Origin of the sequence: Amnibacterium endophyticum, assembly GCF_042680685.1 — a bacterium.
Classification (GTDB): Bacteria; Actinomycetota; Actinomycetes; order Actinomycetales; family Microbacteriaceae; genus Amnibacterium; species Amnibacterium endophyticum.
In genome coordinates, this window is the sequence record NZ_JBHUEA010000038.1 from 1 (window position 1) to 12,485 (window position 12,485).

Here is a 12,485-nt window from a genome sequence, read left to right on the forward strand (position 1 = left end):
CCGAGCGCGGCGGCGTCGAGCAGCACGGGCCCGTCGTCGTCGCCGTCCGCGCCGACGCCGAAGACGAGCGCGTCCGCCTCCACGGCGTCGGGTGCGGCGGCGAGGACGGCGAGCTCGGGGTGCGACATGGCGGCGAGCCTAGGGACGCGCGCCTCGGAGCCCGGCGGGGGCCCCTCCGTGCCCGGTCCGGTCCCGGCCGGCCGTCGGGGGTCCGCCCGTCGTGCTCCGGCCGCCGCCGCGCGGCCGCCTCGGTAGGATCGACCGATGCTCGAGCCAGACGGTCTCTACCGGCTCACGCCGGAGGCCGCGGACGTGCCGCCCGGGCTGCCGCTGATCGCCGGGCTCACCGGGTTCGCCGATGCGGGCGGCGCGGTGGCTCAGCTCACCGCCTACTTCGAGCGCACCGCCGACCCGGTGCCGCTCGCCGTCTTCGACAACGACGCGCTCCTCGACTACCGCGCGAGGCGCCCGGTGATCGAGTTCGAGGAGGACCACCTCACGTCCTTCACCCCCGCCCGGCTGCGGCTGAGCCTCGCGAAGGACGAGCTCGGCCGGTCCTTCCTGCTGCTCACCGGGTACGAGCCGGACTTCCGGTGGGAGGGCTTCACCGAGGCGCTCCTCGGGCTGCTGGAGCGCTGGGAGGTCGCCTCCACGACGTGGGTGCAGGCGGTGCCCATGCCCGTCCCGCACACGCGGCCGCTGCAGGTGACCGTCGGCGGCAACCGCCGGGACCTGATCGACTCGATGAGCGCGTGGCGGCCGACGACCCGCGTGCCGTCCAACGTGCTGCACCTCGTCGAGTTCCGGCTCGCGGAGCGGCAGCAGGACGTCGCCGAGTTCGTGCTGCTCGTGCCCCACTACCTCGCCGACACCGAGCTGCCCGCGGCCGCCGTGAAGGGGCTCGAGGTGCTGTCCGCGGCGACCGGGCTGCTGTTCCCGATCGACGCGCTGCGCGACGCGACGCGCGAGTTCACGGCGCGCGTGGACGAGCAGGTCGGCGGCAGCGAGGAGCTCGGCGCACTGGTGCGCACCCTCGAGGAGCGCCACGACGCCTACATGGCGGGCAACCCGGTGCGCTCCCCGCTCACCGACGACGAGGGCGAGGTCCCGTCGGCGGACGAGCTCGCGGCCGAGCTCGAGAAGTTCCTCGCGATCCGCCGCACCCACGACGACGACGCGTGACGCTGCTCGCCGCGACCCCGGCGCGGGCGCGGATGGTGTTCGCGGGCGCGGTCGTCGCCTATCTGATCGCCGTCCTGCAGCGCAGCACCCTCGGCGTCGCCGGGGTCGCGGCCTCGCAGCGGTTCGAGGTGTCCGCGTCCGCCCTCGCGACCCTCGGGGTCGTGCAGCTGGCGGTCTACGCGCTGCTGCAGGTGCCGGTCGGGGTGCTCGTGGACCGCTTCGGCCCCAAGGCCGTCATCGTCGTCGGAGCCGCGCTGATGGCGGCCGGGCAGGTCGTGGTCGCCTTCGCGCCGGTCCTGCCGGTCGGCGTCCTCGGCCGCATGCTCGTCGGCGCGGGCGACGCGACGACCTTCGTCGCCGCGCTGCGGCTCGTGAACGCGTGGTTCCCGCCCGGCCGGGTCCCCGTGCTGAGCCAGTGGCTCGGCAACCTCGGGCAGTTCGGTCAGGTGCTCTCGGCCGTGCCCTTCGCGGCGCTGCTCGGCATCAGCGGCTGGACGGGCGCGTTCCTCGGCGTCGCCGGCGTCTCCGTGGTCGCGCTCGCGGCCGCGCTGGTGCTGCTGAGCGACGCGCCGGAGGGGGCGCGGAGCGGCCACACGGACCTCAGGGCCGCGCTCGTCGGCCTGCGGGCCGCCGTGCGGCGCCGCGGCACCCGGCTCGGCTTCTGGGCGCACTTCGTCACGCAGTCCAGCGGGGTGATGTTCGCGCTGTTCTGGGGCTACCCCTTCCTCGTGTCCGGCGTCGGCCTGTCGCGCCCCGCCGCCTCGGCCCTGCTGACGGTGCAGGTGCTCGCCGGCTTCCTCGTCGGGCCCGCGCTCGGGTCCCTGACGGCGCGGCACCCGCTGCGCCGCTCGAACCTCGTCTTCGCCATCGTCACGCTGCTCGGGGTCGCCTGGGCGCTCGTGCTGCTGTTCCCGGGCACCCCGCCGGTCGCCCTGCTGGTGCTGCTGTCGATCGCGCTCGGCATCGGCGGTCCCGGCTCGCAGATCGGCTTCGACTACGCCCGCACCTTCAACCCGAGGACCGGGCTCGGCGGCGCGAGCGGTTTCGTCAACGTGGGCGGCTTCTCCGCCAGCTTCACGATGATCTTCCTCGTCGGCTTCCTGCTCGACCTGCAGCACACCCTCACCGGGGCGCCGCTCTACTCGCTCGGCGCCTTCCGCGTCGCGCTCGCGGTCCAGTACCTCGTCGTCGGCCTCGGGGTCGTCGCCTTCGTCGTCACGCGCCGCAGCACGCGCGCGCAGATGCGCGAGGAGGACGGCGTCGTGATCGACCCCCTCTGGCTGGCCCTGCACGCACGGGTGCGGGCGCGCCGCCGAGCGCCTCGGAAGCGGCTGTGAGCCGTGTACAATTGTAGGCCGCGCTGCTATTGCGGACCGCCCGGCCGTGGGAATGGACGGCGCGCGGGACGCGTTCCACCCGAGGACCGCGACGGCCGGCCTCGGCGCGCGAGTCCGTGCGGCCCACCGGCCGCCCACACGACCACGACACCTGCAGGGGGTACTCGATGACGGCATCGACCACCGCGCTCGCCGACGACGACGTGGAGCAGGAGACCGCCGCTCCCGCCGAGAAGAAGGCGCCCGCCAAGCGGGCCGCGAAGAAGCCCGCCGCGAAGAAGGCGCCGGCGAAGAAGGCGACCAAGGCGGCACAGGCCGACGAGGAGCCCGAGGACGACGAGGAGCCCGAGGGCCCCGAGGGGTCGGACGACGAGTCCGAGGACGAGGAGTCGGGGGCCGGCGACGGCGAGTCCGGCCCGGACGCCGAGTCGTCGGACGGGGCGTCGGGCGACGGCGACTCCGCCGAGGAGATCGCCGAGCCCGTGATCGGCCCGCTGCCGACCGGTGCGCTCGTGCTCTCGATGTCCGACGAGGACGAGGTCCCGGTCTACTCGACCACGATCACCGGTGCGACGGCGGATCCGGTCAAGGACTACCTGAAGCAGATCGGCAAGGTCGCGCTGCTGAACGCGGCCGAGGAGGTCGAGCTCGCGATGCGGATCGAGGCCGGCCTCTTCGCGGAGGAGAAGCTCTCGACCGAGGGCGACTCGCTGTCGAAGGAGCTGACCCGCGAGCTGAAGTGGGTCGCCCGCGACGGGCAGCGGGCCAAGAGCCACCTGCTGGGCGCGAACCTGCGCCTCGTGGTGTCCCTGGCCAAGCGCTACACGGGTCGCGGCATGCAGTTCCTGGACCTGATCCAGGAGGGCAACCTGGGCCTGATCCGCGCGGTCGAGAAGTTCGACTACACCAAGGGCTTCAAGTTCTCGACGTACGCGACGTGGTGGATCCGCCAGGCGATCACCCGCGCGATGGCCGACCAGGCCCGCACCATCCGCATCCCGGTGCACATGGTCGAGGTCATCAACAAGCTGGCCCGCGTGCAGCGGCAGATGCTGCAGGACCTGGGCCGCGAGCCCACGCCCGAGGAGCTGTCGCGCGAGCTGGACATGACGCCCGAGAAGGTCGTCGAGGTCCAGAAGTACGGCCGCGAGCCCATCTCGCTGCACACCCCGCTCGGCGAGGACGGCGACAGCGAGTTCGGCGACCTGATCGAGGACACCGAGGCGGTCGTGCCGGCGGACGCGGTCGGGTTCACGATGCTGCAGAAGCAGCTGGAGAGCCTGCTCGACAGCCTGTCCGAGCGCGAGGCGGGGGTCATCCGCATGCGCTTCGGTCTCGGCGACGGCATGCCGAAGACGCTCGACCAGATCGGGGACACCTTCGGGGTCACTCGCGAGCGCATCCGGCAGATCGAGTCGAAGACGATGGCGAAGCTGCGCCACCCGTCCCGCTCGCAGTCGCTCCGCGACTACCTGGAGTGAGCCTCAGGTTCCTGCCGGCGGTCGCCCTCGGCCGGGCCGTGCGCGTCGCCGCGCGGCTCCGGAAGGCCGGGGGCGGCTCGGCCGTCCCGGGGCTCGTCGTCAACAGGGTCGCGCCGGGGTTCCTCGGCGCGACCCTGTCGTCGTTCCCGGAGGGCCTCGTGGTCGTGACCGGCTCCGCGGGGAAGTCGACGACGACCAAGATGCTCGTCGCGGTGCTCGAGGCGCACGGCAAGCGCGTCTTCACCAACCCGTCCACGGCGAACATCAGCCAGGGGCTGACCTCCGCCCTGCTCGAGCGCGCCTCGCTCACCGGGCGCATCGACGCGGACCTCGCGGTGCTCGAGATGGACGAGGGCCACGGGGCGGCGCTGTCCGACCGCTTCCGCTCCCGGCTGGTGCTCGTCACGAACGTGGTGACGGACCAGATCGACCGGTTCCACGACAGCGAGAAGGTGCTCGCCATGGTCGGCCGGATCGCCGCGACCGCGACCGGCACCGTGGTCTTGAACGGGGACGACGGCCTGCTGGCGCGCCTCACGCCGACCGCGCCGGTGCGGCGCTTCGGGGTGACCGCCGAGGTGCTCGACGCCGCGCCGCGGGGGCTCGGGTACGCCGAGACGGCCGCCGAGCGGTCCGACGGCGTGCTCGTCGAGGCGGTGCGGGGCCGCGAGGCCGACGTCCGCATCGACGGCGCCGCCACGACCGTCGCCCTGCCGGCCAAGGGCGTGCACTACGCGGTCGACGCGGCCGGCGCCCTCGCCGCCGCGCAGGCGCTGCTCGGCGACGCCTTCCGTCGTGACGTGGCGCAGGGCGCGCTCGCCGCGATGCCGCCGGTCTTCGGCCGGGGCGAGGTCGTCACCGTCCGCGGCAAGCGGGTCGAGTTCGTGCTGGTGCAGAACCCGGCGAGCTTCCAGCTGAACGTCGACGAGCTGGACGAGGGCCTCGAGCAGGTGCTCGTGGCGATGGGGTCGGACGTGCGCGATCCCTCCTACTTCTGGCCGGCCGACGCGTCGCGGATCGGCCGGGCCATCGTCGTCAGCGGGTCGAAGGCCGACGAGATCGCGCTGCAGCTGATCTACCAGGGGGTGCAGGTCGTGCGGATCGAACCGGACCTCGGTGCGGCGCTCGACCACTTCCTCGCCCTGCCGGACCCGGCACGGGGGATGAAGACGATCGTGTTCACGGCCGACTCGATGCGGCGGACGCGCAGCCACCTGGGGCTCGCGCGATGAGCGGCGCGGTGCTCGCGCTCTTCCCCGAGCTGACGGACGTCAACGGCGACGCGCAGAACGCCCTCGTCCTCGCGCGGCGGGCGGCCTGGGCGGGAGAGCCGCTCGAGGTGCGGCGGCTCGCCGTCGGCGAGCGCCCGACCGAGCGACCCGCCGCCGTCGTGCTCGGCTCGACCACCGACCCGGCGCTGCCCGCGCTCGTCGCGGCGCTCGAGCGGATCCGGGGCGACCTCGTCGGCTGGCTCGACGACGGCGTCCCGCTGCTCGCGGTCGGCACGGGCATGGAGGCGCTCGGCGGCCCCGTCGCGCTCGCCTCGGGGCGGCTCGACGGCCTGGGCGTGCTGCCGGGGGAGTCGCGCGCGCTCGCCGCCCGGGTCGCCGGCGACCTCGTCGTCCGCGCGGCCGAGGGCGAGCTGGTGGGCTACGAGAACCATGCGCGCGGGTTCCGGCTCGACCCGGGGGCGCAGCCGCTCGGCACCGTCGTGCGCGGCGTCGCCGACGGGCACGGGACCGACGGCGTCCGCCACGGCTCGGTCGTCGGCACGCGGCTGCACGGCCCGGTGCTCGCGAAGAACCCCGCCCTCGCGGACGCCCTGCTGACGCGGGCGCTCGGGCGGCCGGTCGTGCCGACGGGCGACGAGGCGCAGGCGGCGGACGCCGCGGCCGCTCGGCTCCGCGGCGCGCTCCTCAGGGCCTGACCGCCTCAGGGCCGACCGGGAGACGAAGAGGGCCCGTCCGCGCAGGCGGACGGGCCCTCTTCGTGGTCTCGGGAGTCAGGCCTTCGACTCGCTGAGCAGTCGGCTGGACTCGTCGTGCCAGCTCTGCGCGATGCCGGAGAGCTTCTCCTGGTACTTCTTGCCGTGGTGCGCGCAGAACAGCAGCTCACCGCTGTCGAGCTGCACGCGGATGTAGGCCTGCGCTCCGCAGCTGTCGCAGCGGTCGAGCGCGGTCAGGGAGAACTGGGACTCGAGGGAGTCGAGCCCGCTGTGGTCGGTTGCTCGGGTCATGCTGGTGACCTCCTCTTGGCTTCGCCGGGAGTCCATGTTCGCACGCGGATGTTTCGAACGAGCGCGGCGTGCCGTGCCCGTTCGCTGTGCGCGTATGCAAGCGCGACCCGAGTCCGGGGGCCACCGCGGGCCGCGCCGGGGCTGTCGTCCGCCGCGGTTACCGTGAGCGGGACATGGCATCCAACGACACGGGCTCCTACTCCGCACGACACCTCTCCGTCCTCGAGGGCCTCGAGGCGGTGCGCAAGCGGCCCGGGATGTACATCGGCTCCACCGATTCCCGGGGCCTGATGCACTGCCTGTGGGAGATCATCGACAACGCCGTCGACGAGGCGCTCGCCGGGCACGGCCGGCGCATCGAGGTCGTGCTGCACCCGGACGCCAGCGTCGAGGTGCGCGACGAGGCCCGCGGGATCCCGGTGGACGTCGAGCCCAAGACCGGGCTGACCGGTGTGGAGGTCGTGTTCACCAAGCTGCACGCGGGCGGCAAGTTCGGCAGCGGCTCCTACGCCGCGTCCGGCGGCCTGCACGGCGTGGGCGCGTCCGTGGTCAACGCCCTGTCCGAGCGCCTCGACGTCGAGGTCGACCGCGGCGGGAAGACCTGGGCGATGTCGTTCCACCGCGGCGAGCCGGGCGTGTTCAGCGACGCGGCGGGCGGGCCGTCCCCGGACTCGGCCTTCGAGCCCTTCGTCTCCGGCAGCACGCTGCGGGTCGCGGGCCGCGCCGCCAAGGGCCGCACCGGCACCCGCGTGCGCTACTGGGCCGACCGGCAGATCTTCATCCGCGACGCCGCCTTCTCGCTCGCGGACCTCACCGCCCGCGCGCGTCAGACCGCCTTCCTCGTGCCGGGGCTCGAGATCGTGATCGAGGACCGTCGCGGCGAGCAGCCGGTCGTCGAGTCCTTCCGCTACGACGGCGGGATCGGCGAGTTCGTCGACTTCCTCGCGGCCGACGCACCGCTCACCGACACGTGGCGCATCACGGGCGAGGGGCTGTTCACCGAGACGGTGCCGGTCCTGCAGGCCAACGGCCACATGGAGGCCACCGAGGTGCAGCGCACCTGCGAGGTCGACCTCGCGCTGCGCTGGGGCACCGGGTACGAGACGACGACGCGCAGCTTCGTGAACATCATCACGACGCCGAAGGGCGGCACGCACGCGCAGGGCTTCGAGGCGGGGCTGTTCGCGGTCCTGAAGGGGCAGGTGGAGGCCGCCGCGCGACGGCTCAAGGTCGGGGCGAACGAGAAGCTCGAGAAGGACGACGTGATGGCCGGCCTCACGGCGGTCCTCACCGTGCGGCTGCCCGAGCCGCAGTTCGAGGGGCAGACCAAGGAGGTCCTCGGGACCCCGGCGGTCCGCGCCATCGTCCGCCAGGTGGTCTCGAAGGCGCTCGTCGAGCGCTTCGAGTCCACGAAGCGCGAGGACAAGGCGCAGACCGGGGTGCTGCTCGAGAAGGTCGTCGGCGAGATGAAGACCCGCATCTCCGCCCGCGCGCACAAGGAGACCCAGCGGCGCAAGAACGCGCTCGAGTCCTCCTCGCTGCCCGTCAAGCTGAAGGACTGCCGCTCGAACGACGTCGCCGGCACGGAGCTGTTCATCGTGGAGGGCGACTCCGCCCTCGGCACCGCGAAGCTCGCCCGCAACAGCGAGTACCAGGCGCTGATGCCGATCCGCGGCAAGATCCTGAACGTCCAGAAGGCGTCGATCAGCGACATGCTCGGCAACGCCGAGTGCGCGGCGATCATCACCGCGATCGGCGGCGGCTCGGGCCGCACCTTCGACCTCGACACGACCCGCTACGGGAAGATCATCCTGATGAGCGACGCCGACGTCGACGGGGCGCACATCCGGACCCTGCTGCTCACCCTCTTCTTCCGCTACATGCGCCCGCTGGTCGAGGAGGGGCGCGTCTTCGCGGCGGTGCCGCCGCTCCACCGCGTCGTCGTCACGGGCGGCCGGAAGAACGAGCCGATCTACACGTACAGCGAGCCGGAGCTGCACGCGGTGCTCGCGCAGCTGAAGAAGGACCGCAAGCGCTGGCAGGAGCCGATCCAGCGCTACAAGGGGCTCGGCGAGATGGACGCGGACCAGCTGTCGGTGACGACGATGGACCGCCGCCACCGGACCCTTCGCCGGGTCCGCGTCACGGACGCCGCGGCTGCGGAGCGGACCTTCGAGCTGCTCATGGGCAACGACGTCGCGCCGCGCAAGGACTTCATCACGCAGAACAGCCCGGACCGCGACCGCATCGACGCCTGACCGTCTCGGGTCCGTTCCGGACATCCGGGCCCGCCGCGGCGGGCCCGGATGTCCGGAACGGCCCGGACCCGGTTCAGCGGGCGGCGGTGCCGAACGCGTCGACCTGCGCGTCGAGCGGGGTGCCGAGCGCGTCCCGCTTGGACAGGTCCGTCGGGAACGCGCGCGCGACCCCGTCCTTCGAGGCGCCGAGCGCGGGGGAGGGGCCGACCCAGGCGAGACGCAGGCCGGTCTCCCCGCGGGCGAGCGTCTGCGCCCGGACACCGCCCGTCGCGCGCCCCTTGGCGGGGAAGTCGAGCAGCGAGGACAGCTTGCCCCGCCCCGTGCCGAGCGCCTCCACGGTGCCGTCGACCGCCGACACCGTCGCGACGACGCCGGTCAGGGCGTCGGCGACCGCGAAGGCGATCGCGGTCGCGCCGGCCGGCAGCGCGATGCCCGCCATGCCGCCCGCCCCGGCGCCCTGCGGCCGCACCGCACCGGCCGGGAAGCGCAGCAGCTGCGCCTCCGACGACACGAACACGAGGCTCGCCTCCTCCGGCGCGTGCGCGGCGCCGACGACGCGGTCGCCCGGCTTCAGCGCGATCACGTCGAACGACGGCTTGTTCGGCCACGGGCCCGGCGCGACGCGCTTGACGACCCCGGCCGCGGTGCCGATGGCGATCGGGTCGCCGTCGAGGCGGACGAGCGCGAGCACGCGCTCCTGCTTCGGGTCGAGGCCGAGGTAGGCGGCGATCGGCGTGCCGGCCGCGGGCTGCGCGGCGGCGGGGGGCACGACGGGCAGGTCGACCGGGGTGAAGCGCACGAGGCGTCCGCGGTCGGTGATCGCCCCGAGCTCGCCCCGGCTGGTACCGTCGACCTGCGACACGATCGCGTCGTGCCGCGCCCGTCGCCGCTGCGGCTCGACCGCGACGTCCGGCCCGACGTCGACGCGGACCGCGTTCCCGGCGCTCGAGAGCAGCACCCGGCACGGCACGTCCTGGATCTCGAGCACCGGCGCCTTCGCGCTGCGCGAGGGCGGCGCGGCCGTCGCCTCGGTCAGCAGGGTCCGGCGGGGGGTGCCGAACAGCTCGGCGGCCTGCGCCAGCTCGTCCGACACGGCCGCGCGCAGGAGCGCGGGATCGGCGAGCAGGGCGCGCAGCTGCGCGATCTCGTCGCGCAGCCGCTCGGCCTCGGACTCGAGCTCGATCGTGGAGAAGCGGGTCAGGCGGCGCAGCCGCAGCTCGAGGATGTAGTCGGCCTGCGCCTGGCTCAGCGAGAACGCGTCCATCAGGCCCGAGCGCGCGGCGTCGGTGTCGTCGCTGCCGCGGATGATCGCGATGACCCGGTCGATGTCGAGGATCGCGATCAGCAGGCCCTCGACGAGGTGCAGCCGCTCCTCCCGCCGGGCGAGCCGGAAGCGGGTGCGCCGGGTGACGACGTCGAGCCGGTGCTGGATGTAGACCCGCATGAGGTCGAGGAGGCCCAGCGTGCGCGGGCCGCCGTCGACGAGGGCCACGTTGTTGATGCTGAAGGAGTCCTCGAGCGGGGTGTAGCGGTACAGCTGCTCGAGCACCGCCATCGGGTCGAAGCCGGTCTTGATCTCGATGACCAGGCGGAGGCCCTGGTTCTGGTCGGAGTAGTCGTTGACGTCGGCGATGCCGGCGAGCTTCTTCGCCTGCACGCCGTCCTTAATCTTCTCGATCACCCGCTCCGGGCCGACGAGGTACGGCAGCTCGGTGACGACGAGCCCGGACTTGCGGGCGGTGACGGGCTCGACCTGCACCTTCGCGCGGGTGCGGAACGCCCCGCGGCCGGTCGCGTACGCGTCGCGCACCCCGGCGAGCCCGACGATCGTGCCCCCGGACGGCAGGTCCGGCCCGGGCACGAAGCGCATGACGTCCTCGAGCGTCGCGTCGGGGTGCTCGATCAGGTGCCGGACGCCGGCGACGACCTCGGCGAGGTTGTGCGGCGCCATGTTCGTCGCCATCCCGACCGCGATGCCGGAGGCGCCGTTCACCAGCAGGTTCGGGAAGCTGGCCGGCAGCACCTCCGGCTGGTCGAGCTGGTTGTCGAAGTTCGGCACGAAGTCGACGACGTCCTCGTCGAGGTCGGCGACCATCGCCATCGCGGGCTGCGCGAGGCGCACCTCGGTGTACCGGTAGGCGGCGGGCCCGTCGTCGAGCGAGCCGAAGTTGCCGTGCCCGTCGAGCAGCGGCAGGCGCATCGCCCACGGCTGCGCCATCCGCACCAGCGCGTCGTAGATGGCGGAGTCGCCGTGCGGGTGCAGCTTGCCCATCACGTCGCCGACGACGCGGGCGCACTTCACGTGGCCCCGGTCGGGCCGCAGCCCCATGTCGGCCATCTGGTACAGGATGCGGCGCTGCACCGGCTTCAGCCCGTCGCGGGCGTCCGGCAGCGCGCGGGAGTAGATGACGGAGTAGGCGTACTCGAGGAACGACCCCTGCATCTCGGACGAGACGTCGACGTCCTCGATCCGCTCGCCCGCGAGGTCCGGCCCGGTCGTGCTCATGCGGTCGCTCCGTCCCCAGTGCGCCGCGAGGATCCGGTGGGCACCGGCGGCGCGGTGAGCCGGCGGTCTGCGGCCGGCGCGCGGAGCGGCCGAGGCGAGGAATGGCACACTGCCTGCTCGTGGCGCCCATCGTACCGACCGGTCGGACCGGCCTGGCCGGGCTGCTGCCCGCCGCGCTCGACGCGGTGGCCGGCCGGCCGAACGCGCTGCGGCTGCCGCAGCGCCGCGGCGTCGTCCTGCTGCTCGTCGACGGCCTCGGCTCGGAGGCGCTCGCGGCCCGCGCCGGGCACGCCCGCGTGCTCTCGGGCGCCCCCCGCATCGACACCGGCGTCCCCACCACGACCGCGGCCGCGCTCACCACCCTGGCGACCGGCCGCCCGCCCGGCGAGCACGGCGTGGTCGGCTACACCGCCCTGGACCCCGAGCGGGACCGCGTCGTGAACCAGCTGCGCGGGTTCGACCAGGACCTGCCGGACGACTGGCAGCGCAGCGGCACCGTGTTCGAGCGCGCCGCGGAGGAGGGCATGCCCGCCTTCGCGGTCGGTCCGCGCCACTACGCGGGCTCGGGCTTCACCCGGCAGGTGCTCCGCGGGGCGCGCTACGTGGGCGCGCGGACGATGGAGGACCGGTTGACCGCGGCGGTCGACGCCACCGCGGACGGCGGGATCGCGTACTGCTACGTCCCCGAGCTCGACGTGGCGGCCCACCGCGACGGCTGGCGGTCCGGCGCCTGGACGGACGCGCTCGAGACCCTCGACGGGGCGCTGTCGACCGCGCTCGCCGGTCTGCGTCGCGGCCGCACCCTGCTCGTCACCGCCGACCACGGCATCCTCGACGTGCCGGAGCAGGCCCACGTCGTCCTCGAGGACGTCCCCGGGCTGCTCGACGGCGTCCGTCACCTCGCGGGGGAGCCCCGGCTCCTCCACGTCCACCTCCAGCCCGACGCCGATCCGGGTGCCCACGCCGACCGGTGGCGCGATGCGCTGGGCGCGCGGGCGCAGGTGCTCACCCGTGCCGAGGCGGTCGAGGCGGGCTGGTTCGGCCCGGTCGACCCGGTCGTCGCGCCGAGGATCGGCGACCTGCTCGTGGCTGCGAGCGGGAGGACGGCCTGCTACCGCGCCGCGGACGACCCGGGCCGGGGGATGGTCGGCCAGCACGGCTCGTGGACCCCGGCGGAGCGGTTCGTGCCGCTCGCGCGCTTCGACGGCTGACGCGCCCGCCGGTCAGCGCTCGTCGCGCCCGAAGACGATCTCGTCCCAGCTGGGCATGGACGTGCGGCCCCGGCGCGCACGAGCCCCGTCCTCGCCGTCCGCCGGCGGGACCGGTGCGGTCGGCTGCGTCGCAGGACGCTCGCGCCGGCGCCGCAGGGGCTCCGTGGGCCGCTCCTCGGCGGGCGTGCGCTCGGCGTGCCGGCTGCGCAGCGGGGTCACGGGCGCCCCGGACCGGCTCGTGTCCGGGCGGGGCGCCTCCGACGCTCGGCCGAAG

9 protein-coding genes and 1 pseudogene are annotated in these 12,485 nt (G+C 74.2%); 7 read left to right on the forward strand and 3 right to left on the reverse strand.

Going from position 1 to position 12,485, the window contains the following annotated elements; translation table 11 throughout:
* Nucleotides 1-264 precede the first annotated feature (264 nt).
* The 5 genes from ACFSBI_RS15750 (at nt 265) to ACFSBI_RS15770 (ending at nt 5,927) form a co-directional block, all read left to right on the forward strand.
* A complete protein-coding gene (locus ACFSBI_RS15750) occupies nt 265-1,182 on the forward strand; it encodes a proteasome assembly chaperone family protein (protein WP_377936606.1) in 918 nt (305 codons plus the stop codon).
* A complete protein-coding gene (locus ACFSBI_RS15755) occupies nt 1,179-2,519 on the forward strand; it encodes an MFS transporter (RefSeq protein ID WP_377936608.1) in 1,341 nt (446 codons plus the stop codon). Before ACFSBI_RS15750 ends, ACFSBI_RS15755 begins: the two co-directional genes overlap by 4 nt.
* A gap of 167 nt (nt 2,520-2,686) precedes the next feature.
* Nucleotides 2,687-4,000, forward strand: a complete 1,314-nt coding sequence (locus ACFSBI_RS15760) for an RNA polymerase sigma factor (protein ID WP_377936610.1) — start codon at nt 2,687-2,689, stop codon at nt 3,998-4,000.
* Nucleotides 3,997-5,232, forward strand: a complete 1,236-nt coding sequence (locus ACFSBI_RS15765) for a MurT ligase domain-containing protein (RefSeq protein WP_377936611.1) — start codon at nt 3,997-3,999, stop codon at nt 5,230-5,232. Before ACFSBI_RS15760 ends, ACFSBI_RS15765 begins: the two co-directional genes overlap by 4 nt.
* The gene (locus ACFSBI_RS15770) at nt 5,229-5,927 is read left to right on the forward strand and encodes a hypothetical protein (protein ID WP_377936613.1); all 699 of its coding nucleotides are present in this window, start codon (nt 5,229-5,231) and stop codon (nt 5,925-5,927) included. The genes ACFSBI_RS15765 and ACFSBI_RS15770 overlap by 4 nt, the downstream gene beginning before the upstream one ends.
* Before the next feature lie 75 nt (nt 5,928-6,002).
* Here the strand turns inward: ACFSBI_RS15770 and ACFSBI_RS15775 are convergent, their stop codons facing one another.
* A complete protein-coding gene (locus ACFSBI_RS15775) occupies nt 6,003-6,236 on the reverse strand; it encodes a DUF7455 domain-containing protein (RefSeq protein WP_377936615.1) in 234 nt (77 codons plus the stop codon).
* 173 nt (nt 6,237-6,409) lie between these two features.
* Between ACFSBI_RS15775 and ACFSBI_RS15780 the strand changes: the two genes are divergently transcribed.
* Complete coding sequence (locus tag ACFSBI_RS15780; RefSeq protein ID WP_377936617.1) at nt 6,410-8,494, forward strand: DNA gyrase/topoisomerase IV subunit B; 2,085 nt, start codon at nt 6,410-6,412, stop codon at nt 8,492-8,494.
* A gap of 73 nt (nt 8,495-8,567) precedes the next feature.
* Here the strand turns inward: ACFSBI_RS15780 and ACFSBI_RS15785 are convergent, their stop codons facing one another.
* A complete protein-coding gene (locus ACFSBI_RS15785) occupies nt 8,568-11,000 on the reverse strand; it encodes a DNA gyrase/topoisomerase IV subunit A (protein WP_377936619.1) in 2,433 nt (810 codons plus the stop codon).
* A 119-nt stretch (nt 11,001-11,119) separates the two neighbouring features.
* On the opposite strand from ACFSBI_RS15785, the gene ACFSBI_RS15790 reads away from it, so the two are divergent.
* On the forward strand, nt 11,120-12,211 hold the full coding sequence (locus ACFSBI_RS15790; protein WP_377936621.1) for an alkaline phosphatase family protein: 1,092 nt from the start codon (nt 11,120-11,122) through the stop codon (nt 12,209-12,211).
* A 12-nt stretch (nt 12,212-12,223) separates the two neighbouring features.
* Here ACFSBI_RS15790 and ACFSBI_RS15795 read toward each other — a convergent pair.
* Nucleotides 12,224-12,485, reverse strand: a pseudogene (locus ACFSBI_RS15795) (hypothetical protein); the annotation flags it as partial.